Annotated in this window: 22 protein-coding genes and 1 pseudogene; all 23 read right to left on the bottom strand. The window is 71.8% G+C overall.

Going from position 1 to position 22,764, the window contains the following annotated elements; genetic code table 11:
- Position 1 precedes the first annotated feature (1 nt).
- Positions 2-775, bottom strand: coding sequence for an indole-3-glycerol phosphate synthase TrpC (gene trpC, locus ARTHRO9V_RS08185; RefSeq protein ID WP_159826570.1), 774 nt, complete (start codon positions 773-775; stop codon positions 2-4).
- Positions 776-991: pseudogene (locus tag ARTHRO9V_RS08180) on the bottom strand (DUF6704 family protein); the annotation flags it as partial.
- A gap of 144 nt (positions 992-1,135) precedes the next feature.
- Positions 1,136-1,780 (bottom strand): Trp biosynthesis-associated membrane protein, encoded by a 645-nt coding sequence (locus ARTHRO9V_RS08175; protein ID WP_159826568.1) that lies wholly within the window; start codon positions 1,778-1,780, stop codon positions 1,136-1,138.
- Entirely contained in the window at positions 1,780-3,312 is a 1,533-nt protein-coding gene (locus ARTHRO9V_RS08170) for an anthranilate synthase component I (protein WP_370516190.1), read from the bottom strand. The genes ARTHRO9V_RS08175 and ARTHRO9V_RS08170 overlap by 1 nt, the downstream gene beginning before the upstream one ends.
- Entirely contained in the window at positions 3,305-3,721 is a 417-nt protein-coding gene (gene hisI, locus ARTHRO9V_RS08165) for a phosphoribosyl-AMP cyclohydrolase (protein ID WP_054146066.1), read from the bottom strand. The genes ARTHRO9V_RS08170 and hisI overlap by 8 nt, the downstream gene beginning before the upstream one ends.
- Positions 3,722-3,812: 91 nt before the next feature.
- Entirely contained in the window at positions 3,813-4,619 is an 807-nt protein-coding gene (gene hisF / locus ARTHRO9V_RS08160; RefSeq protein WP_159826566.1) for an imidazole glycerol phosphate synthase subunit HisF, read from the bottom strand.
- Positions 4,620-4,621: 2 nt separating this feature from the next.
- Positions 4,622-5,461, bottom strand: a complete 840-nt coding sequence (gene hisG / locus ARTHRO9V_RS08155; protein WP_123570089.1) for an ATP phosphoribosyltransferase — start codon at positions 5,459-5,461, stop codon at positions 4,622-4,624.
- Between the two features lie 64 nt (positions 5,462-5,525).
- Positions 5,526-5,789 carry a phosphoribosyl-ATP diphosphatase gene (locus ARTHRO9V_RS08150; protein ID WP_043592769.1) on the bottom strand — a complete coding sequence of 88 codons (264 nt, stop codon included), beginning with the start codon at positions 5,787-5,789 and terminating at the stop codon, positions 5,526-5,528.
- Positions 5,786-6,451: a ribulose-phosphate 3-epimerase gene (gene rpe / locus ARTHRO9V_RS08145; RefSeq protein WP_159826564.1), complete on the bottom strand. Its 666-nt coding sequence runs from the start codon at positions 6,449-6,451 to the stop codon at positions 5,786-5,788. The genes ARTHRO9V_RS08150 and rpe overlap by 4 nt, the downstream gene beginning before the upstream one ends.
- Positions 6,452-6,460: 9 nt before the next feature.
- On the bottom strand, positions 6,461-7,831 hold the full coding sequence (locus ARTHRO9V_RS08140) for an RsmB/NOP family class I SAM-dependent RNA methyltransferase (protein ID WP_159826562.1): 1,371 nt from the start codon (positions 7,829-7,831) through the stop codon (positions 6,461-6,463).
- Positions 7,828-8,805, bottom strand: coding sequence for a methionyl-tRNA formyltransferase (fmt, locus tag ARTHRO9V_RS08135; protein ID WP_159826560.1), 978 nt, complete (start codon positions 8,803-8,805; stop codon positions 7,828-7,830). Before fmt ends, ARTHRO9V_RS08140 begins: the two co-directional genes overlap by 4 nt.
- 15 nt (positions 8,806-8,820) lie before the next feature.
- Positions 8,821-10,896 carry a primosomal protein N' gene (locus tag ARTHRO9V_RS08130; protein ID WP_233568324.1) on the bottom strand — a complete coding sequence of 692 codons (2,076 nt, stop codon included), beginning with the start codon at positions 10,894-10,896 and terminating at the stop codon, positions 8,821-8,823.
- A gap of 2 nt (positions 10,897-10,898) precedes the next feature.
- The gene (gene metK / locus ARTHRO9V_RS08125) at positions 10,899-12,131 is read right to left on the bottom strand and encodes a methionine adenosyltransferase (protein WP_056045305.1); all 1,233 of its coding nucleotides are present in this window, start codon (positions 12,129-12,131) and stop codon (positions 10,899-10,901) included.
- Positions 12,132-12,251: 120 nt separating this feature from the next.
- Complete coding sequence (gene rpoZ / locus ARTHRO9V_RS08120) at positions 12,252-12,518, bottom strand: DNA-directed RNA polymerase subunit omega (RefSeq protein WP_056045308.1); 267 nt, start codon at positions 12,516-12,518, stop codon at positions 12,252-12,254.
- Positions 12,519-12,595: 77 nt separating this feature from the next.
- Positions 12,596-13,510 (bottom strand): guanylate kinase, encoded by a 915-nt coding sequence (gene gmk / locus ARTHRO9V_RS08115; RefSeq protein ID WP_159826558.1) that lies wholly within the window; start codon positions 13,508-13,510, stop codon positions 12,596-12,598.
- Positions 13,498-14,352, bottom strand: coding sequence for an orotidine-5'-phosphate decarboxylase (pyrF, locus tag ARTHRO9V_RS08110; protein ID WP_159826556.1), 855 nt, complete (start codon positions 14,350-14,352; stop codon positions 13,498-13,500). Before pyrF ends, gmk begins: the two co-directional genes overlap by 13 nt.
- Positions 14,349-17,624: a carbamoyl-phosphate synthase large subunit gene (carB, locus tag ARTHRO9V_RS08105; protein ID WP_056045319.1), complete on the bottom strand. Its 3,276-nt coding sequence runs from the start codon at positions 17,622-17,624 to the stop codon at positions 14,349-14,351. Before carB ends, pyrF begins: the two co-directional genes overlap by 4 nt.
- Positions 17,624-18,808 carry a glutamine-hydrolyzing carbamoyl-phosphate synthase small subunit gene (gene carA, locus ARTHRO9V_RS08100; RefSeq protein WP_123570094.1) on the bottom strand — a complete coding sequence of 395 codons (1,185 nt, stop codon included), beginning with the start codon at positions 18,806-18,808 and terminating at the stop codon, positions 17,624-17,626. The genes carB and carA overlap by 1 nt, the downstream gene beginning before the upstream one ends.
- Positions 18,801-19,322 (bottom strand): hypothetical protein, encoded by a 522-nt coding sequence (locus tag ARTHRO9V_RS08095; protein ID WP_056045324.1) that lies wholly within the window; start codon positions 19,320-19,322, stop codon positions 18,801-18,803. Before ARTHRO9V_RS08095 ends, carA begins: the two co-directional genes overlap by 8 nt.
- Positions 19,319-20,689, bottom strand: a complete 1,371-nt coding sequence (locus ARTHRO9V_RS08090; RefSeq protein ID WP_123570096.1) for a dihydroorotase — start codon at positions 20,687-20,689, stop codon at positions 19,319-19,321. The genes ARTHRO9V_RS08095 and ARTHRO9V_RS08090 overlap by 4 nt, the downstream gene beginning before the upstream one ends.
- Positions 20,686-21,642: an aspartate carbamoyltransferase catalytic subunit gene (locus tag ARTHRO9V_RS08085; protein ID WP_159826554.1), complete on the bottom strand. Its 957-nt coding sequence runs from the start codon at positions 21,640-21,642 to the stop codon at positions 20,686-20,688. Before ARTHRO9V_RS08085 ends, ARTHRO9V_RS08090 begins: the two co-directional genes overlap by 4 nt.
- On the bottom strand, positions 21,639-22,232 hold the full coding sequence (pyrR, locus tag ARTHRO9V_RS08080; protein WP_056045333.1) for a bifunctional pyr operon transcriptional regulator/uracil phosphoribosyltransferase PyrR: 594 nt from the start codon (positions 22,230-22,232) through the stop codon (positions 21,639-21,641). Before pyrR ends, ARTHRO9V_RS08085 begins: the two co-directional genes overlap by 4 nt.
- Before the next feature lie 121 nt (positions 22,233-22,353).
- Positions 22,354-22,764: a transcription antitermination factor NusB gene (nusB, locus tag ARTHRO9V_RS08075; RefSeq protein WP_043592748.1), complete on the bottom strand. Its 411-nt coding sequence runs from the start codon at positions 22,762-22,764 to the stop codon at positions 22,354-22,356.

The raw sequence follows: 22,764 nt of genomic DNA, 5'->3' as shown, positions 1-22,764 counted from the left end.
GTCAGACCTCCAGGAAGCGGGTGATGGCGTCGGCGGGGTCGCCGTGGGTCACGAGGGCTTCGCCCACGAGCACGACGTCGGCACCGGAGCGACGGTAGTGGGCGACGTCGTCGGGCGACGAGACCGCCGACTCGGCGACGCGGGTGACGCCCGTCGGGATCGAGTGCGACAGGCGACCGAAGAGGTCCCTGTCGAGTTCGAAGGTCGTGAGGTCGCGGGCGTTGACGCCGAGGACGGTGGCATTGGCGTCGAGGCCGCGCGACACCTCGTCGGCGGAGTGCGCCTCGATGAGTGCGGTCATGCCCAGTTGCCTCACGAGGTCGTGCAATTCGAGGAGGCGAGGCTGTTCGAGCCCGGCGACGATCAGCAGCACGAGATCGGCACCGGCCGCCCGGGCCTCGAACACCTGGTACGGGTCGGCGATGAAGTCCTTGCGGAGGACGGGCACGTCGACTGCGGTGCGAACGGCCTCGAGGTCGGCGAGGGAGCCCTTGAACTTCCGGCCCTCGGTGAGGACGCTGATCGCGCTCGCTCCCCCGGCCGCGTAGGAGCGGGCCAGAGACGCCGGGTCGGCGATGGTCGAGAGGTGGCCCCGTGACGGGCTGGCGCGCTTCACCTCGGCGATGACCTTGACACGGTCGCCGGGGGCGAGGGCGGTGCGGGCGTCGAGTGCGGGCTCACGAGAGAGCGCCGCTGCCTCGACGGCGGCGAACGGGAGGGACTCGCGGCGTGCTGCGGCGTCGGCCACGGCACCCGCGTAGAGGTCGTCGAGCACCTAGTTGTGGGCCTTCGGCACGTAGCGGTGACCACCGACGCCGTAACCGGCCTTCTTGAGCACGAGACCGACGATCAGTCCGACGACGACCAGGCCGGCCGAGGCCCAGACGATCCACGGGACGTCGAGGAAGAAGGCCAGCGTGCCGATGGCGAAGCCGACCAGCATGATGACGACGGCGGTCCAGGCGGCGGGCGAGTTGCCGTGCCCGAGGTCGTCGGCCGTCTCGGTGTCGCGGCCCTTCGAGCCGGAGTCGACCTTCGCGGGGGCGTTCGCGAGGGGCGCGTCGCCACCGGACGGGGTGCTCGTCGTGTTCGTGCTCACAGTGCTCCTTGGATCAGGTCGGTACGAGGGCTGAGTCTACCGGGTACGACCCGGCTCGGTGGGGCCCGACCCGCCCTCGTCGAGGTGCGCCGGGTCGTCGGTGGGATCGTCGCCACCCGACAGCGCGTCCCAGGCGGCCGCCGGATCGGCCGAGGGATCCGCGGCGACCAGTCGCGTGGCGGAGTACTTGCGGGTGGCCTGGGGCCAGGCGCCCGCGAGGAGCACGGTGGCGACTCCGAGGAGCGCGGCGAGGACGCCGGCCACGAGCCCGAGCCAGGGCCAGGCCGTGGGCTCGACCGAGGAGACGATGGCCCGGATCGAGTCGGTGCCGTCGACGCCCGTGGCGGTCGTCACGGCGCTCCCCGAGGCGCGCACGGGGTCGGCCAGGGCGGTCGACGTCGTGACGACCACGCTGACGCCCAGTGCCACCTGGAGAACCCCCAGGACGACGCGGAAGACGCGGCCGGCGATCGTGAGCGCCCCGAAGAGCGCCAGGCTGGCCAGCGACAGGGCGGACAACGGCGCACCGGCGACGTCGCCGGCGACGTCGAGCGGGAGGTCTCCGCCCTGGGGGGAGGCGACGACGACGTGGAACCAGTCCTGCGTCCAGGACAGCAGGGCGAGTCCCGCGAGCAGGATGCCCCCGAGGATCGTCGTGAGCTTCAGGCGACGAGCGGGCATCAGCGGAGCCGTGCCATGGCGTTCGCGACCGCGACGGCACGCAAGGGGGCCGCGGCCTTGTTGCGCGCCTCCTGGTTCTCGGCGACCGGGTCGCTGTCGGCGACGAGACCGGCACCCGCCTGCACGCGGGCCACGCCGTCCTGCAACAGGACGGTGCGGATCGCGATCGCGACGTCGGCCGAGCCGGCGAAGTCGAAGTAGCCGACCACTCCCCCGTAGACGCCCCGCTGGGCGGGCTCGAGTTCGTCGATGATCTCGAGGGCCCGGGGCTTGGGAGCACCCGACAACGTGCCGGCCGGGAAGGTGGCACGGAACGCGTCGATGGCGTCCTTGCCGGGAGCGAGGTCGCCCTCGACGCTCGAGACGAGGTGCATGATGTGGCTGAACCGTTCGACCTGCATGAACTCGGTGACCTCGACGGTTCCCGGCGTGCACACCTTGAGCAGGTCGTTGCGGGCGAGGTCGACGAGCATGAGGTGCTCGGCGCGTTCTTTCTCGTCCGAGGCGAGTTCGTCGGCGAAGCGCTGGTCCTCGTCGGGCGAGGCTCCGCGGGGCTTCGACCCGGCGATGGGATGCGTGTAGGCCCGCCGGCCGTCGACCTTGACCAGCGCCTCGGGCGACGAGCCCACGATGGTGTACGGCCGGCCCTGCACGTCGTCGAGGGTCACCAGGTACATGTACGGGCTCGGGTTGAGCGTCCGCAGCACCCGGTAGACGTCGAGCGGCTCGGCCGTGACCTCGTGGTCGAAGCGCTGGGAGACGACGACCTGGAAGACGTCGCCGTCGTGGATGAACTGCTTCGACCGCCGGATCGCGTGCGCGTACTCGTCGTCGGTCGAACGGCGGGTCGGCGTGGCCTCGATCGTCAGGTCGACGTCGGACAGGAAAGCCTCGCTCGGGGCCGCGAGTCGGGATTGGAGGTCGTCGAGTCGGGACTGCGCGTCGGCCCACAGGACGTCGGGCTCGTCGGTTCCGTCGTTCAACGCGGTGGCGACGAGCAGGACGGCACCCGTGCGGTGGTCGAGGGCCACGAGCTCGGACACGAAGCTGAGCGCCTGGGAGGGCACCGTGAACTCGGCCGGCGGCGCGTCGGGAAGGTGTTCGAGCTCGCGCACGGCCTCCCAGCCGATGAACCCGACGAGGCCGCCGGTGAGGGGCGGCATGCCGTCGATGCGCGGGGTCGCCCACCGGTGGTGCAGGGCGGAGAGCACCTCGAGGGGACAGCCGACGGCATCGCCCAGCGCCCGGTCGCGGTCGATGCCGTAGTCGATCCAGCGGGCCTCGCCGTCGTCGGTCGTGAGCACGCCGAACGACGAGACGCCGACGAAGGACCACCGGGACCAGATCCCGCCCTGGGCCGCCGACTCGAGGAGGAAGCTGCCGGGCCTGCCGTCGGCGAGCTTGCGGTACACCCCCACGGGCGTCTCGCCGTCGGCGAACAGGTCGCGGACGACCGGGACGACCCGGTGCCCGGCCAGCCGCTCGTCGAACTGGGCCCGGGTCGTCGAGGTGCGGATCGGGGCGTCAGCCACGGAGGCCTCCGGTGGGGTCGGTGTCGCCGGACGGCAGGGACGAGGAGGCGGTGGCCGGCTCGAGCGGGTCGACCTCGAAACAGGAGTGCGAGCCCGTGTGGCAGGCGGCGCCGATCTGTTCGACCGTGACGAGCAGCACGTCGTCGTCACAGTCGAGGGCGGCGGCGCGGACGAACTGCGCGTGACCGGACGTGTCGCCCTTGCGCCAGTACTCCTGTCGAGAGCGGGACCAGAAGGTGACGCGCCCCTCGGTGAGGGTGCGGCGGAGCGCCTCGGCGTCCATCCACCCCATCATGAGCACGTCTTTCGTGCCCTCTTGTTGGATGATGGCGGGCAGCAGGCCCGACGCGTCGAACCGGGCACGGGCGACGACGGGCTCGACCGTCTCACGCGTCAGCTGGTCGGTCATGGTGTGCTCCTCGATGCGATGCGATGCGATGCGATGCGATGCGATGCGATGTCGGCTGCTCGGCTGCGGCCCGGTGCGGTGACGGCCCGCCTCAGCGGACGACGGCCCCCGACCGGGCCAGCTCGTCCTTGACCTGGCCGATGGTGAGTTCGCCGTTGTGGAAGACCGACGCCGCGAGCACGGCGTCGGCACCCGCCTCGATGGCCGGGGCGAAGTGCTCGAGCCGACCCGCCCCTCCGGACGCGACGACCGGCACCCGGCTGAGCTCGCGCATGGCGCGGACGAGTTTGAGGTCGAAGCCCTGCTTGGTGCCGTCGGCGTCGATCGAGTTGACGAGCAACTCGCCCGCCCCGCGTTCGATGGCCTCACGCGCCCAGGCGAGCGCGTCGAGGGTCGTCTCGGTGCGACCGCCGTGGGTCGTGACGACGAAGCCGGAGGGGGTGCCGCTCGAACGCTTGACGTCGAGCGAGAGGACGACCGCCTGGGCTCCGAACCGGTCGGCGATCTCGCCGATCAGGTCGGGCCGCGCGATGGCGGCGCTGTTCACGCCGATCTTGTCGGCCCCCGCCGCCTGCAGCCGGGCGACGTCGTCGGTGGTGCGCACGCCGCCCCCGACCGTCAGCGGGATGAAGACCTGCTCGGCCGTCGCCCGGACGACGTCGTAGGTCGTCGACCGCTCGTCGACCGTGGCGGTGACGTCGAGGAAGGTGATCTCGTCGGCACCCTGCTCGTAGTACGTGCGGGCCAGCTCGACCGGATCGCCCGCGTCGCGCAGGTCGAGGAAGTTGACGCCCTTCACCACGCGGCCGGCGGCCACGTCGAGGCACGGGATGACCCGGATGGCGAGGGAGGCGTCGGCGGCGACCGCGCCGGGGACGACCGCGTCGTCGGCGGTCACGGCTACAGCCTCGCGGCGTGGATCGGGCTGACCAGGATCGCCCGGGCGCCGAGGTCGTAGAGGGCGTCCATGACCTGGTTGGTGTCGGACCGCGGGACCATCACGCGGACGGCGGCCCAGTCGCGGTCGTGCAGCGGGGAGACGGTGGGCGACTCCATGCCGCCGGCGACGGCGGTCGCGGCGTCCAGCTTGTCGACCGGGACGTCGTAGTCCATGAGGACGTACTGCCGGGCCACGAGGACGCCCTGCAGGCGACGGTGGAGGACCGCCAGACCGTCCACCTCGGCATCGGACGAGATGAGGACGGCCGTCGACTCGAGGATGACCGGCCCGAAGATCTCGAGCCCGGCCGCACGCAGGGTCGCACCGGTCGACACGACGTCGGCCACGGCGTCGGCGACGCCCAGCTGCACGGCACTCTCGACCGCTCCGTCGAGCGGCACGAGGGTCGCGGTCACGCCGTGGCTCTCGAGGAACGAGCCGACGAGGCCGGCGTAGCTCGTCGCGACCCGGGTGCCCTGCAGCTGGCGGAGGTCGGCGAAACGGCCGGGAGGGCCCGCGAAACGGAAGGTCGAGCCGCCGAAGTCGAGGGGTGCGACCTCGTGTGCCGGCGAGTGCGAGTCGAGCAGCAGGTCGCGACCCGTGATGCCCACGTCGAGGGCGCCCGACCCCACGTAGGTCGCGATGTCGCGCGGGCGGAGGTAGAAGAACTCGACGCCGTTGCGCGGGTCCTCGACGTGGAGGGTCTTGGGGTCTCGGCGACCGGTGTAGCCGGCCTCGGCGAGCATGGCGGAAGCGGTCTCGCTGAGCGATCCCTTGTTGGGCACTGCGACGCGGAGCATGGGGTTCTCTGTCTGCTGGGGCGCCGCGCGAGCGGCGTGACGAACGGGGGTGACGGAGGCCGACTCAGAGATGTCGGTAGACGTCGGCCGGGGTGATGCCCTTGGCGATCATCATGACCTGCAGGTGGTAGAGCAGCTGGGAGATCTCTTCGGCGGTCGCGACGTCGCCCTCGTACTCGGCGGCCATCCAGACCTCGGCGGCCTCTTCGACGATCTTCTTGCCGATCTGGTGCACGCCGGCGTCGAGTTCGGCCACGGTGCCCGACCCCTCGGGCCGGTCGCGGGCCTTGTCGCTGAGCTCGAGGTACAGGTCGTCGAAGGATTTCACGACGTCAAGGCTACCGTCGCGGCGGCCGCCCGGAGTGCAGCGATGTTGTCGACGGCCGACCCGCCGTAGACGGCGGACCCGGCGACCACCGTGTCGGCACCGTTCTCGACGGCCGTGACGATGGTCTCGGTCGTGATGCCGCCGTCGACCTCGAGCCACACGTCGAGCCCGGAGGCGCGCACGGCCTCACGGGCACGGGCCAGCTTGGCCATCGTCTCGGGCATGAAGGACTGTCCGCCGAAGCCCGGCTCGACCGTCATGACGAGGATCATGTCGTACGCGTCGAGGGTCTGGAGGTAGGGCTCGAGGTCGGTGCCCGGCTTCACGGCGACGGAGGCGCGGGAGCCGTTGCTGCGGATGGCCTGCGCCGTCGAGACGGGATCGGACGCCGCCTCGGCGGAGAAGGTCACCGAGAAGGCGCCCGTCTCGGCGTAGCGGGGTGCCCAGCGGTCGGCGTCGTCGATCATCAGGTGCAGGTCGAGCGGTACGGGGCTGACCTCGCCGAGACGCTGCACGACGGGAAGGCCGAGGGTGAGGTTGGGCACGAAGTGGCCGTCCATCACGTCGACGTGCACGAGGTCGGCGGTCGAGATGCGCTCGAGGTCGCGCTCGAGGTTCGCGAAGTCGGCCGAGAGGATGCTGGGGCTGATGCGGATCGACACGGGACGAGCCTACCGTCCGGCACGTCTCTCGATCAGGGCGACGAACATGGCGTCGGTGCCGTGACGGTGCGGCCAGAGCTGCACGAACGGTGCCGACGCCAGGTCGACGGAGCGGCCGGCGATGCGCTCGACGCCGGCCGTCGCGTCGAGCAGGACGAGATCGTCGTCACGGCCTCGGAGGCCCGCCTCGACGACTCCGCGCGTCTCGGCCGTGTGCGGGGAGCAGGTCACATAGGCCAGGACTCCCCCGGGCGCCAGCGCGTCGAGGGCGCTGGCGAACAGGCGCGACTGGAGGGCCGTGAGCTGGCCGACGTCGGCCGGCTGCTTGCGCCACCGGGCCTCGGGTCGCCGCCGCAGGGCCCCGAGACCGGTGCAGGGGGCGTCGAGCAGGATGCGGTCGAAACCTCCGGGCCGTTCCGCCCCGAAGCGGGTGGCGTCACCCTCGAGGACCTCGACGTCGCCCGGGACGGCCTCGAGCGCCTGTCGGACGAGCCCCGCCCGTGCCGGGACGAGCTCGTTGGCGACGAGGTGGGCGCCCGCCCGAGCGGCCTCGGCGCCGAGCAGGGCGGCCTTGCCGCCGGGCCCGGCGCACATGTCGAGCCACCGTTCTCCGGGTGTGGCGGGGCGGTGGCGGCTGAGGAGGAGCGCGGCGAGCTGGGACCCTTCGTCCTGCACGCGCGCACGCCCCTCGCGGACGGCCGTCTGCTGGGCCGGATCGCCACCCCCGCTCGTCGCCGCCAGCGGCGACAGGCGCCCGCTCGGGGCGCCGAGCTCGGACACCTCGGCGAGGCCCGGCAGGGCAACGAGGCTGACCTTCGGGGCGTCGTTGTCGGCCGACAGCAGATCGACGAGCTCGCCCTCCCGCCCCTCGGCGGCCAGCGAACGACGGAACGCCCGCACCACCCAGGCGGGGTGCGACCACTCCGCGGCCAGACGGTCGTCGTCCCCGGTCGCGCCGGCCAGGACCCGCTCGCGCCACTCGTCGGGCGTCGACCGCGAGATGGTGCGCAGCACGCCGTTGACGAATCCGGTCCCCGATCGGCTGCCCACCTGACGCGCGAGCTCGACGCTCTCGTCGACGGCCGCGTGGACGGCCACGCGCGTCGAGAGGAGCTGGTGCGTGCCGAGGCGGAGGACGTCGAGGAGTGCCGGGTCGATCGCGTCGGTGCCCCGACGGGCGGCCAGCGCGATGACGCGGTCGTAGTAGCCCCGGAGGCGCAGGGTGCCGTAGGTCAGTTCGGTCGCGAGCCCTGCGTCCTGGGCCCCGAGACGGGCCCGGACGATGCGCTGCGGCAGCAGGAGGTTGGCGTAGGCGTCGTCCTGCTCGACGGCCCGGAGGACGTCGAGGGCGACCTGGCGGGCGGGCTGGACTCGGCTCATGAGGTGCTCTTCGGGTCGGTGTCGGTGTCGGCCGGGACGGGCGGGGTGGGCGGGGTCACGCGACGGTCGACCCCGCGGGGCAGCCCCCGCCACCAGTCGGCCGCCGACATCTCTTTCTTGCCCGCCGGTTGCACCCGGACCAGCTCGACGGGCGAGGAGGCGGTGCCCAACAGCACACGGCGGCCCCGGGACTCGAGGCGACCGGCCTCGAGAGGTGCCTCATCGTTCGACGTCGTCCGCGCCTCCGTGATCTTGAGGCCCGAGCCGTCGAGGTCGACGCGGGCGCCGGGCTCCGGCGTGACGCCTCGGAAACGGGCGATCACCTCGGTCGCCGGTCGCGAGGCGTCGAGGACGCCGTCGGCGAGGGTCAGCTTGGGGGCGAGCGTGACCGCGCCGGTCTGGGGCGTCGCCGTGGCCGTGCCGTCGGCGAGGCGGTCGACGACGTCGACCAGCAAGCCGGCACCGGAACGCGCGAGCTCGGCGAGGAGCTGGCCTGCGGTCTCGGTGCCGTCGAGGAGGCGCTCGAGGGTGCCGTAGACGTCCCCCGCGTCGAGCTCGGGGACGAGCTGGAACACCGCGGCGCCCGACACGGCGTCGCCCGCCATGAGCGACCGCTGGACGGGGGCGGCGCCGCGCCAGGCGGGAAGGAGGGAGAAGTGCAGGTTGACCCAGCCGAGCCGGGGGGCGCCGAGGAGGGGCTCGCGGAGCAGGGCTCCGTAGGCCACGACGACGCCGAGGTCGGGATCGAGTCCCGTGAGCTCGGCCGTGACCTCAGGCGTGATGCGGCGGGCCTTGACGACGCGGAGACCGAGGCGGTCGGCCTCGACGGCGACGGGGGTGGGGGTCAGGACGCGTCTGCGTCCCTGCGGGGTGTCGTCGCGGGTCAGCACGGCGACGATCTCGTGAGGACCGTCGGCGAGGGCGGTGAGCGAGGGCACGGCAGCGGCGGGGCTGCCGGCGAAGACGAGGCGCATGGGGTTCCTGGCGGGTCAGTCGGCGAACGGCTCGACGTCGTCGAACCGCACTCTGAGTGTAGGGACGGCCCGCGCACGCTTCTGACCGAGCGCCTTGCGTCGGTCCGTGGCCGCCCGGATGACCTGGGAGCGGAGGGCCAGCGCCACGTCGTGACCGCGCGAGTAGTCGAAGCGGACGATGGCGCGGACGCCGGCGGACTCGACGTCCACCGGGCCGAGGGTCTCGGCACGGACTTCGTCGGGAAGGTCGTCGAGCGCACGCGCGACGGTGTCGACCGTGCCGGTCACGGTCGCCACTCGGACGGCCGGGGGGAAGCGCAGGACGCGACGGTCGGCGAGCTCCGAGGAGACGAAGCGGGCGAGCTCCCACGTCGCGAGGGCGGAGGCGATGGCGCCACCCACCCCGACCAGCACGACCGGGGCGCGACGTGCGGCCAGGGCCGTGGCGTTGGCCCACCAGCGGAGGCAGTCCTCCGCCACGCGGAGGCTCTCTCGGGCGAGCATGCGCTCACCGTCGAGCAGCAGCACGGCTCGGTAACCGCCGGGGGCGATCGGCTCGGCCCCGCGGGTCGCGACGACGATCGCCGGGTCGGCGTCGACGTGGGTCAGGGCCCTCGCGCCGTCCGAGACGATGACGCGCACCCCGGGGAACGCCTTGCCGAGTTCGTCGGCCGTCCGCGACGCGCCGGTGCCGACGGCCCGCATGCGCGTTCCCTCGCAGGTGCGGCAGTGCCACGAGACGGCCAGGGCGCCACACCAGGCGCAGGCCGGGGTCACCCCTCGCTCGCGTTGCTGGAGGGGGCCGTTGCAGCGCAGGCAGCGTGCCGTGTCGCCACAGTCGACGCAGGCCAGGCGTGGCGAGTAGCCGGGCGAGGCCACCTGGATCAGGACCGGTCCGTGCTCGACCGCGGCCCGCGCCTCGGCGTAGGCCGAGGAGGGGATGCGGGCCTGCGCGGCGAATCCGTCCGTGGCGGCCTGACGGACGGTCGGCACGACCCGGGGCTGGTAGCGCGGATCGGGACGCACCTCGGCCAGGAAGCCGATCTCGACCAGGCGCTGCACGTCGGTGCTGCGGGAGTGGCCGAGGAACACCAGGGCGCTGTCTTGTTGGGCCTGCCGGAGCAGCGCGGTGTCGCGGGCGTGCACGTACGGGGCGAGCGGCTCGCCGAAGGACGGGTCACCGTCGTCGAACACCACGACGACCCCGAGCCTGGCCGAGGGGGCGAGCAGGACGGACCGGTTGCCGACGACGACCACGGGCTCGTCGCCTCGGGCACGGAGGAGCGCTCGGTAGCGGTCGGCGTTCGACTGTCGGGAGTCGAGCCGGACGACGCGGTCGGGCGGGAGGACGGCGGCGAGGGCCTGGAGGACGTGCTCTTCGTCGCGGTAGTCGGGGACGGCGACCACGGCGTTGTCGCCCGCGCCGACGGCGACCGCGGCGAGCTGGGCGGCCGTGAGGGCCCAATGACCCACCCATGCCCCGTCGGGCAGTTCGACCAGCAGCGGAACGGCGTCGACCGCCGCGCGACCGCGGGCCGCAACGAGCCCGGCGAGGTCGGTCGACCGATAGCCGACGACGACCGGGACGGGTTCGGGGTGGGCGTCGGCGTCGTGGTCGGGAGTCGAGGGCGCCACGGGAGCCACGGTCGGGGCAGTGGGGCCGGTGGGGCCGGAGGCCGGTGAGGACGAGTTGTCGGCGGCGGCCAGGTGGGCCTTCTCGACCCGGACCTGACGCGGTGGGATCGCGAGCCGCACGACGTCGCTGGCCGATCCGCCGGCCCGGTCGGCCACGGCGCGCGCGAGGCGCCACACCTCGGGTGCCAGGACCGACACGGTTGACACGACGTCTTCGATCTCGGACAGGTCGCCGCCGTGCTCGGACGACGACGCGACCTCGACGACGAAGCCGTCGGCGATGCGCCCGGCGGAGCGGAGCGGAACCTTGACGCGGATGCCCGGGGCGATCTGGTCGCGCAGCCGCTCGGGCACGGCGTAGTCGAACAACCGGTCGAGTTGCGGCAGCGGCGATTCGACCATCACCCGGACGACGCGCGGCACGCTGTCGACGGGGACGTCGGCGACCGCCGCCACGGTCAGAGCCCGGCGGCGGCCCGGAGGGCGTCGACGCGGTCGAGCGCCTCCCAGGTGAAGTCGGGCAGGTCGCGACCGAAGTGGCCGTAGGTCGACGTCGCCGCGTAGATCGGCCTCAGCAGGTCGAGGTCGCGGATGATCGCCGCCGGGCGGAGGTCGAACACGCTTTCGATGGCGGCCGTGATGACGTCGTCGCCGACGTGCCCGGTGCCGAAGGTCTCGACGTAGAGGCCGACGGGTGCGGCCCGCCCGATCGCGTAGGCCACCTGGAGTTCGAGCCGGTCTGCGAGGCCCGCGGCGACGGCGTTCTTGGCCACCCACCGCATGGCGTACGCGGCGGACCGGTCGACCTTCGAGGGGTCCTTGCCCGAGAACGCGCCCCCACCGTGACGGCTCGCCCCGCCGTAGGTGTCGACGATGATCTTGCGGCCGGTGAGTCCGGCGTCGCCCTGCGGGCCGCCGATCTCGAACCTGCCGGTCGGGTTGATGATGAACCGGGTGTCCGTGGACGAGAACCCTGCCTCGTCGAGGACGGGGCGGATGACGTGCTCGATGACGTCGGACTCGAGCTGAGCGCTCGAGACCGCAGGCGAGTGCTGGGTCGACAGGACGACGGTGTCGACGGTCGTGGGCACGACCCCGTCGTAGCCGACCGTCACCTGCGTCTTGCCGTCGGGCCGGAGGTAGTCGAGGGTGCCCGACTTGCGCACGGCCGCCAGTCGCTCGGCGAGCCGGTGGGCCAGCCACACGGGGAGCGGCATGAACTGGGGGGTCTCGTTGGTGGCGTAGCCGAACATGATGCCCTGGTCGCCGGCACCCTGGCGGTTGAGCAGGTCGTCGTCGCCGCCACGCGCCTCGAGGGCGGTGTCGACGCCCTGGGCGATGTCGGGCGACTGGGACCCGATCGACACCTCGACGCCGCAGGTACGGCCGTCGAAGCTCACGGCCGACGAGTCGTAGCCGATGCCCACGATGAGGTCGCGCACGATCGTGGGGATGTCGACGTAGCCCTTGGTGGTGACCTCGCCGGCCACGTGCACGAGTCCCGTGGTGACCATGGTCTCGACCGCGACCCGGCTGGCGGGGTCGACAGCCAGCAGCGCGTCGAGGATGCCGTCCGAGATCTGGTCGCAGATCTTGTCGGGGTGGCCCTCGGTGACCGACTCGGAGGTGAAGAGTCGAAGGGAGGTCGATGCCGTCGGGGCGGGGGCGGTCGTCGTGTCGGTCGGGGTCACGGTGTTCCTCTGGGTGTCGTTCTGGGTGGGGACGCGATGAGGCCCCGCGGGATGGACTCCCGGGGGCCTCGTCAGATGATAGGACCGACCACCGTCAGAGGGGCTGGTCGTGTCGCCCCGCTACTCGGAGGGGACGGCGAGCGGCTTCACCTCGAGCTTGTCCTCGTTGATCTCGTGCATCGCGACCGACAGGGGCTTGTCGTCGATGGAGCTGTCGACCAGGGGGCCGACGTTGTCGAACAGGCTGCCCTCGTGCAGGTCGGCGTAGTAGTCGTTGATCTGACGCGCGCGCTTGGAGGCGAAGATGACGAGTGCGTACTTCGACTCGACCTTCGACAGCAGCTCGTCGATGGGGGGATCGATGATGCCCTGGTTCTTGTCGGCCATTGGTTGCTCCTCGTGTCGATGGGGGACGGTGCCGGCTCCGCTCGGGACGAGCGTGGGCACCAAGATGGGGGCGCGGGTCACGCGCGGGTGTGGCCCGGTTCGGGCGCAGTCATCAATTCTACGACCTCCCGGGCCGCTTCGGCCACGTCGTGGTTGACGACCCGCGCGTCGAACTCGTCCTGGGCGGCCAGTTCGACCTTTGCGGTCTCGAGTCGGCGTTGCTGTTCGGCGGCGTCCTCGGTACCCCGACCGATGAGTCGACGGACGAGTTCGTCCCAGGTCGGGGGCAGCAGGAACACGAGCACGGCCTCGGGCATGGCGGCCCGGACGAGTCGAGCCCCCTGCAGGTCGATCTCGAGCAGCACGCTGCGCCCCTCGTTCAACGCGGCGTCCAACGGAGGGCGGGGCGTGCCGTAGCGGTACGAGTTGTGCACCGTGGCGTACTCGAGCAGTTCGCGGTCGCGGATCATGCGGTCGAACTCCGCGTCGTCCACGAAGTAGTAGTGGACCCCGTCGACCTCGCCGGGTCGCGGGGCACGGGTCGTCGCCGACACGCTGAGGTGCACGTCGGGGTAGTTCTCGCGGATGTAGGTCGAGACCGTGCCCTTGCCCACGGCCGTGGGGCCCGCCAGGACGACCAGCCGGGACCGGAGGCGCCCCTTCGACTCGCGGACGGCCAACCAGTCGCCGAGGATGCGGCGTTGCCTCACCCCGAGGCCGCCGACGCGCTTCGACTCGGCGATGCCGAGCTCGGTCATGATGCGGGCGACGCGGGTCGGACCGATGCCCGGGATGCTGGTGAGCAGTTCGCGGACCCTGAGCGACCCCTCGGGGCTCGTGGGTTCACCGGCCCAGGCGGACTCGGCGACGTCGAGGGCGCTGCGGGTCCGGGAGGCGACGGCGTTCTTGACGGCGGCACGACCGCGACGCGCGGCCACGGCGGCTCGGGCCGCCGCGGCACGGTCGACGGGAGGCGGGGTCAGACGAGGCACGAACGCACCTCGTCGGCATCACGACGGACCGCGTCGGCGAACCCTTCCGGACCCGCCGAGAGGAGGGCTCGGGAGGCGGAGACGAGCACGGCACCGGCCGCGGGGCCGAAGAGCCGCGGCAGGTCGGCATAGGTCGCGCCCTGGTGGCCGAACCCCGGGGCGAGCACCGGCGTCGTCGTCAGTCGGGCGGCGTCGATGCCGTAGTCGTCGAGGTCGACGGTCGCGCCGAGCACGAGGCCGACGCTGCCGAACGGAGCGTCGCCCGCCGTCTGGTTGTCATGGAGCACGTCGTCGACGATACCGCTCGCGACGGTGCCCTCCGCGCCGTGGTCGTCCGTCCGGACGGCCGTCTGGGTGGCGAGGGCCTCGACGTTGGACGTCGCGGCCAGCACGAAGACGCCGGCGCCGACGGCCCGTGCCCGGGTGACCAGTCCGGTCATGGAGTCGAAGCCGAGATAGGGCGAGACCGTCAGCGCGTCGACCCGCAGCGGTGACGACGCGTCGAACCAGGCCTCGCCGTAGGCGTCCATCGTCGAGCCGATGTCGCCCCGCTTCGCGTCGCCGATCTGCACCAGGCCCCGCTCGCGACCGGCCTCGAGGACGTCTTCGAGGGCTGCGAACCCCGCGGAGCCCCACCGTTCGAAGAACGCGACCTGCGGTTTCACGATCGTCGCCGAGCCGACCAGACCGTCGAGGACGCGCAGGCCGAACTCACGGACACCCGAGGCGTCGGACGGCAGGCTCCACTGGTCGAGGAGGTAGGGATGCGGATCGATGCCGACGCAGAGCGGACCGGTCGCGGCGAAGGCCGCCGCGAGCCGGTCGCCGAACGACGAGCTCACCGTCGGGCCGCCCGGGCGAGGCCGTAGTCCTGCAGGCTCGTCACCTCGAGGTCGCTCTGGACGGCCTCGATGGAGGCGACGGCCGCACCGAGCTGGGCGATGGTCGTGAAGAGCGCCTTGTCCGCTGCGACCGTCGCCGCACGGATCTCGTAGCCGTCGGCCCGGGCGCTCGAGCCGCTCGGGGTGTTGATCACGATGTCGACCTCGTCGGCGTTGATCAGGTCGACGACCGAGTGGCCTCCGGCGCTGAACTTGTCGACGGTGTCGGCGTGGATGCCGTTGCGGACGAGGACGGTGGCCGTCCCCTCGGTCGCCAGGATGCGGAAGCCGAGCTGCTGGAGGCGCAGCACCGGCAACACGATGGCCCGCTTGTCACGATCGGCGACGCTGACGAAGACGGTGCCCGAGGTGGGGAGGCCGCCGTACGCCGCCGTCTGGCTCTTCGCGAACGCCCGGGGGAAGTCGCGGTCGATGCCCATGACCTCGCCCGTGGAACGCATCTCGGGGCTGAGGACGCTGTCGACGACCTGGCCCTCCTTCGTGCGGAACCGCTTGAAGGGGAGCACGGCTTCCTTCACCGAGATCGGCGAGTCGAGGGGGACGTCCGAGCCGTCCTGCTCCGGCAGCAGGCCGGTCTCCACGAGGTCGCGCACGCTGTGGCCGACCATGATGAGCGAGGCCGCCTTGGCCAACGGGATGCCGAGGGCCTTCGAGACGAAGGGCACCGTGCGGCTCGCCCGGGGGTTGGCCTCGATGACGTAGAGCACGCCGGCCGCGATCGCGAACTGCACGTTCAGCAGACCGGACACGCCGATGCCCTTCGCGATGGCGAGGGTCGCGTCGCGGACGCGGTCGATCTCGCCCTTCCCGAGCGTGACGGGCGGAAGGGTGCAGCTCGAGTCACCGGAGTGGATGCCGGCCTCCTCGATGTGCTCCATGATGCCGCCGACGTAGAGCTCGGTGCCGTCGTAGAGCGCGTCGACGTCGATCTCGACGGCGTCGTCCAGGAACCGGTCGACCAGCAGGGGTGCCTCCGGTCCGATGATGGCCTGGTCGGCGACCCGCTCGAAGTAGTCGGCGAGCGAGGGGCTGTCGTAGACGATCTCCATGCCGCGGCCACCGAGCACGTACGACGGGCGCACCAGCACCGGGTAGCCGATCTCTTCGGCGACGGCGACGGCGCTGTCGTAGTCGGTCGCCGTGCCGTTGCGCGGTGCGAGCAGGCCGGCGGCGTCGAGGATGCCCTGGAAGAGGCCTCGTTCTTCGGCCGAGTCGATCGCGTCGGGCGTCGTGCCGAGGATGGGCACGCCCGCGGCCTCCAGGCCCTTCGACAGGCCGAGGGCCGTCTGGCCGCCGAGCTGCACGACGACGCCGACGAGCTCGCCGCTGGCGCTCTCGGCGTGGACCACCTCGAGGACGTCCTCGAGGGTGAGCGGCTCGAAGTACAACCGGTCGCTCGTGTCGTAGTCGGTCGACACCGTCTCGGGGTTGCAGTTGATCATGATCGTCTCGAACCCGGCGTCGCTCAGGGCGAAGCTCGCGTGGACGCACGAGTAGTCGAACTCGACGCCCTGCCCGATGCGGTTCGGCCCGGAGCCGAGGATGATCACCTTGCGGCGATCGCTGGCCACGACCTCGGTCTCGGCGTCGTAGCTCGAGTAGTGGTACGGCGTCAGCGCGGGGAACTCCCCCGCGCAGGTGTCGACGGTCTTGAAGACGGGACGCACGTCGAGGGCGTGCCGGTGATCGCGGACCTGCTGCTCGGAGAGACCGCGCAACTGGCCGATCTGGTCGTCGCTGAAGCCGTGGTCCTTCGCGAGCACGAGCACGTCCGCGTCGAGCTCGGCCGCCGCGGCGACCTGCTCGGCGACCTCGTTGATCAACACGACCTGGTCGATGAACCAGGGGTCGATCTTCGTGGCGTCGAAGACCTGCTCGGCGGTGGCGCCGGCCCGCAGGGCCTGCTGGACGGTGACGATGCGGCCGTCCGTGGGCGTCGACGACAACGCGAGCAGCGCCTCCTCGTCTCCGGGCTCGCCCTGCCAGTGGAAGCTCGAGCCACGCTTCTCGAGCGACCGGAGCGCCTTCTGCAGCGCCTGCGTGAAGTTGCGGCCGAGGGCCATGGCCTCGCCCACGCTCTTCATCGTCGTGGTCAGCGTCGTGTCGGCCGCCGGGAACTTCTCGAAGGCGAACCGGGGCACCTTGACGACGACGTAGTCGAGCGTCGGCTCGAAGGAGGCGGGGGTCACCTTCGTGATGTCGTTCGGGATCTCGTCGAGACGGTACCCGAGGGCGAGCTTCGCCGCGATCTTGGCGATCGGGAAGCCGGTCGCCTTCGACGCCAGGGCGCTCGAGCGCGACACGCGGGGGTTCATCTCGATGACGATGACGCGGCCGTCCGCGGGGTCCACCGCGAACTGGATGTTGCAGCCGCCCGTGTCGACGCCCACGCGACGGATGATGTCGATGCTGATGTCGCGCAGGTTCTGGTACTCGCGGTCGGTGAGGGTGAGCGCCGGGGCGACGGTGATCGAGTCGCCGGTGTGGACGCCGACGGGGTCGACGTTCTCGATCGAGCAGACCACGACCGTGTTGTCGGCCGTGTCCCGCATCATCTCGAGCTCGTACTCCTTCCAGCCGAGGATGCTCTCCTCGAGGAGCACCTCGGTGGTCGGGCTCTGGTGCAGGCCGTCCGTGACCATGCGGACGAGCTCGTCACGGGTGTAGGCGAAGCCCGATCCGAGCCCGCCCATGGTGAACGAGGGCCGGATGACCAGCGGGTACCCGAGGTCTTCGGCGTACTCGACGGCCTGGTCGACCGTCGTGGCGATGTACGACTTGGCGACGTCGGCACCGGACTCCAGCACGAGCTTCTTGAAGAGCTGGCGGTCCTCGCCCTTCTGGATGGCCTCGACCTTGGCGCCGATCAACTCGACGCCGTGCTTGGCGAGGATGCCTTCTTCGTCGAGGGCGATGGCGGCGTTCAGGGCCGTCTGCCCGCCGAGGGTGGGCAGGATCGCGTCGGGGCGCTCCTTCACGATGATCGCCTCGAGCACCTCGGACGTGATGGGCTCGATGTACGTCGCGTCGGCGAAGTCGGGGTCGGTCATGATCGTGGCCGGGTTCGGGTTGACGAGGATGACCCGGACCCCTTCTTCACGCAGCACGCGGCACGCCTGGGTGCCCGAGTAGTCGAACTCGGCCGCCTGGCCGATGACGATCGGCCCGGAGCCGATCACGAGGACGGAGTTGATGTCGTCACGCTTGGGCATCAGTTGCTGCTTTCGATGTCGGAGCCGAAGTCGACGGCCTGGCCGTTCGTGCGGGCGACGACCGCCTCGCGGAAGCGGTCGAAGAGGTGGTTGCTGTCGTGGGGGCCCGCGGCGGCCTCGGGGTGGTACTGCACCGAGAACGCGGGGATGTCGAGGGCACGGAGGCCCTCGACGACCTGGTCGTTCAGGCTGTAGTGGCTGACCTCGACCCGGCCGAAGCCGGCCGGGGAGTCGAGGACGCCGTCGATGGGTGCGTCGACCGCGAAGCCGTGGTTCTGGCTGGTGATCTCGACCTTGTTCGTCGTCTTGTCGAGCACGGGTTGGTTGATGCCGCGGTGGCCGAAGGGCAGCTTGTACGTGCCGAATCCCAGGGCCCGGCCGAAGAGCTGGTTGCCGAAGCAGATGCCGAAGTAGGGCAGCCCGTCCCGCAGGGCACCCTGCAGCAGTTCGACCTGGGAGTCGCTCGCCGCGGGGTCGCCCGGGCCGTTCGAGTAGAAGAGGGCGTCGGGGGCGAGGGCACGGAGCTCGTCCAGGGTCGTGGACTGCGGCAGCACGTGCACCTCGAAGCCGCGCTGCGCGAGGTAGCGGAGCGTCGAGGTCTTCACGCCCAGGTCGAGCACCGCGACGGAGCCGATGCGGTCGCCCTCGGCGTGCAGGACGTACGGCTCGACCGTCGACACCTGGCTCGAGAGGTTGAGGCCGCGCATGTCCGCCCCGGCGGTGACGAGGGACAGCTGCTCGTCGGGGTCGAGCTCCGCGTCGGGCCCGCTGAAGACCCCGCCCTTCATCGAGCCGACTTCGCGCAGCCGGCGCGTGACGGCGCGGGTGTCGATGCCGCGGATGCCGACGATGCCGTCGGCGACGAGCTGGTCGTCGAGGCTGCCCTGCGCCCGGTGGTTCGAGACCACCCGGCTCGCGTCCCGCACGACGTACCCGGCGACCCAGATGCGGCGTGACTCGGGGTCCGTGTCGTTAACCCCCGTGTTGCCGATGTGCGGTGCCGTCATGACGACGATCTGCCCGGCGTACGACGGGTCGGTGAGGGTCTCCTGGTAGCCGGTCATGCCGGTCGCGAAGACGACCTCGCCGAGGGTGCGTCCGACGGCGCCGTAGGCACGACCCGTGTAGCGGGTGCCGTCGGCGAGGACCAGCACGGCCCTCTCGGTGGTGGAGGCGTCAGTCAATGGTCTTCTCCTTGGTGGTGCCGGCCCCGGGGGCCGTGGGGACGAGGGGGCGGATCGCGGCGACGACGGGTGCCGGGTCGTCGGTGATGCGCAGGTAGGTGTCGAGGTCGACGTCGCCGAGGCGCCAGCCGACGAGGACGAGGCCGTCCCGCTCGACGACGCGGTCGATTGTCCAGGTCGCACGGTCGACCCCCCGCAACGAGGAGGCGCGGATCAGCACGGCCGGTTCGCCCGCGATCTCGAGGCGCACGCCCTCGGCGTGGACGGACACGATCGCCCGACCGCGGAACCCGAGGCCGTGCACGACGACGCGGTCGAGCGGGTCACCGCCCCGTGACGTGGCGACGTAGAGGGCGTCGACGGCGAGGACGGGGGCCGAGAGGTCGTCGGGCGCCCGGTCGGGCGCGGGGATGTCGGACTGACGCCGCCCCCTGGCGCGCCAGGAGCGGGCCATCAGACCGATCAGCAGTCCGACGCCGACGAGGATGAGCGCGGCGATGATCCACTGGCTCATCGGGCGGGCGTCCCCTCGGAGGCGGCGAGGGCGGCGGCGCTGTCGACGAGTCGAGCCGCGTGGGCGACGACCTCGCTCTCGACAACGTTCCCGTCGACCACCGTCGCGTAGCCCTGGTGGAAGGTCGCCCGCACCTGTCCGGGCAGGACGCGACCGAGGTAGGGCGAGTTGCGGCTCTTGCCCGCGAGGTGCTCGGTCGAGAACGTGCGGGTCACCCCACGATCGTAGAGCGTGAGCTCGGCGGGCTCGCCCACGGCGAGGGGACGGCCGTGGCCGGCGACCTGCCCGATCTCGGCCGGGGCGATCGACATGACGCGGGCGACGTCGGCCCAGCCGACGAGCCCGGTGTCGACCATCGTGTGGTGGACGACCGACAGGGCCGACTCGAGGCCGACCATGCCGTTCGCGGCCGCATCCCACTCGCAGCACTTGGCCTCGGACGTGTGCGGGGCGTGGTCGGTGGCCACGATGTCGATCGTGCCGTCGGCCAGGGCGGCACGCAACGCCTCGACGTCTTCGGAGCGACGCAGCGGCGGATTGACCTTGAACCGTGAGTCGTAACCCGACACGAGGTCCTCCGTCAGCAGGAGGTGGTGCGGCGTCACCTCGGCCGTGACCTCGATACCGCGCGACTTGGCCCAGCGGATGACCTCGACGCTGCCCGCCGTCGACACGTGGCAGACGTGCAGTCGGGCGCCGACGTGGTCGGCGAGCAGGACGTCGCGGGCGATGATCGCCTCTTCGGCGACCGCGGGCCAGCCTCCCAGGCCCAGTTCGGCCGACAGTGCGCCCTCGTTCATCTGGGCGCCCTCCGTGAGCCTCGGCTCCTGGGCGTGCTGGGCGAGGACTCCCCCGAACCCCTTGATGTACTCGAGGGCCCGACGCATCAGCAACGGGTCGGCGACGCAGGAACCGTCATCGGAGAAGACCCGGACGGCGGCCCGCGAGCGGGCCATGGCACCGATCTCGGAGAGGTGGGTCCCCTTCAGCCCCTGGCTCACGGCACCGATCGGGCGGACGGTCACGAAGCCGGCCCGCTCCCCCAGCGCCTGCACCTGTTCGACGACCCCCGCGGTGTCGGCCACCGGCGACGAGTTCGCCATGGCGTTGACCGCGGTGTACCCGCCGGCGGCCGCTGCGCGCGATCCGGTCAGGACGGTCTCGCTGCCCTCGCCCCCCGGCTCGCGCAGGTGGGTGTGGAGGTCGACGAGGCCGGGGAGCAGGAGCAGGCCGTCGGCGTCGGTGACCGTCGCACCGGCGGCGGTCAGGCCGGTGCCGAGTTCGGCGACGACGCCGTCACGGACGACGACGTCGGTGCGGGTGCCGTCGACGGTCTCGGCGCCCCGGATGAGGTGGGTGGTGGTCACGATGCGTCCTCCCGGTCGCCGGCGAGGGTGAGGTAGAGCACGGCCATGCGGACGGCCACGCCGTTCGTGACCTGCTCGCGGACGGTGGAGCGCGGTGAGTCGGCGGCCTCGTCGCTGATCTCGAGGCCGCGGTTCATCGGGCCGGGGTGCATGACGAGCGTGGACTCGGGCAGAGCCCGGAACCGGATCGCACCCAGCCCCCAGGACCGCGCGTACTCGCGAGGATTCGGGAAGAACGCGTCGTTCATGCGCTCTTGCTGGATGCGCAGCATCATGACGACGTCCGGTCGCACCTCGGCCAGGGCCTCGTCGAGGTCGTAGCGGACGGAGACGCCGAAGCGGCTGACGTCCACCGGGATCAGCGTGGGAGGCGCGACCACCGTGACGTGCGCCCCGAGCGTCCGCAACAACCACGCGTTGGAACGGGCCACCCGCGAGTGCAGGATGTCACCGACGATCATCACCTCGACGCCGTCGAGGTCGCGCCCCCGGCTCGCCGCGCCGTGGACGCGCCGGCGGATCGTGAACGCGTCGAGCAGGGCCTGCGTGGGGTGTTCGTGGGTGCCGTCGCCGGCGTTGACGATGCCGGCGTCCACCCAGCCGCTGTCGGCCAGCACACGAGGTGCGCCGCTCGACGGGTGGCGGATCACGATGCCGTCGGCCCCCATGGCGGCGAGGGTCTGGGCCGTGTCCTTCAGGGACTCGCCCTTGGAGACGCTCGACCCCTTGGCGGCGAAGTTGATGACGTCCGCACTGAGCCGCTTGGCGGCGGCCTCGAACGAGATGCGCGTGCGGGTGCTGTCCTCGTAGAACAGGTTGACGACCGTGATGCCGCGGAGCGTCGGCAGCTTGCGCACCTCGCGGGTGGCGACGTCCGCCATGTCCTCCGCGACGTCGAGGACGCGGATCGACTCGTCGCGCGAGAGGTCGGCGGTGCTGAGCAGGTGCCTCATCGGTTCGCCCCCGGGGTGGTGACGGGCGCGGAGGCGGCCCCCGCGCCTCCTGCGGTCGTGGCGTCGTCGATGGCGACGAGTTCGTCGTCGTCGACGCCGTGCAGCCGCACGAAGATGCGCTCGACGGTCGAGGTCGGCAGGTTCTTGCCCACGAAGTCGGCACGGATGGGCAGTTCTCGGTGGCCGCGGTCGACGAGGACCGCGAGGCGGACGGCCCGGGGCCGACCGATCGAGCTCAGGGCGTCCAACGCGGCACGGATGGTACGGCCCGAGTAGAGGACGTCGTCGACGAGGACGACGGTCTTGCCGTCGATGCCGCCGGAGGGCACCGAGGTGGGGCGGGGCGACCGGGTGGGCTGGCGCCGGAGGTCGTCCCGGTACATCGTCACGTCGACGGACCCCACGGGAACGGTGCTCCCCGAGATGGACGAGAGGGTCGCGGCGAGCCGATCGGCGAGCACGACCCCCCGCGTCGGGATGCCCAGGACGACCAGGTCGTCGGCACCTTTGTTCGACTCGAGGATCTCGTGCGAGATGCGCGTGAGGGCACGCGCGATGTCAGCCTGACTCAGCACGGTACGGGTGCTCAATCGGACCTCCTTCCCCGCCTCTCGGGACGGAATTTAAAGGATGTCGGTGTGGGTCGCTCAACCCTAGCGGTTCGTCGGACGCCCGACGAGCCGGCCGGCGACGACGGCGGCCGGTCGGCGGTCAGTCCGCGGTCGCGATCCGACCGAGCAGTCCGTTGACGAACGAGGCGGAGTCGTCGGTGCTGAGGGTCTGGGCCAGTTCGACGGCCTCGCTGATCGCCACGGCGTCGGGGATCTCGTCGTTGTGACGCAGCTCCCAGATGCCGATCCTGATGATGCCGCGGTCGAGGGTGGGCATGCGCGCGAGGGTCCAGCCCTGCGAGTACGTCTCGATCAGTTCGTCGATCTCGTCGCGGTGGTCGATGACGCCCTGCACGATGTCGCGCGCATAGCCCCAGCTCGAACCCCGCTCGGGCTGGTCGAGGGCCCGCTGGGTCTCGGCGACGAGCGCGTCGGTCATGCTGATCTGTCGGATGTCGGCGACGTACAGGACGTCGAGGGCGCGCTTGCGCGCCTTGGTGCGTGCGCTCAC

It is taken from the genome of Frigoribacterium sp. 9N (genome assembly GCF_902506305.1).
Lineage (GTDB): Bacteria > Actinomycetota > Actinomycetes > Actinomycetales > Microbacteriaceae > Frigoribacterium.
This window is presented reverse-complemented; position numbering and strand designations above follow the sequence as displayed.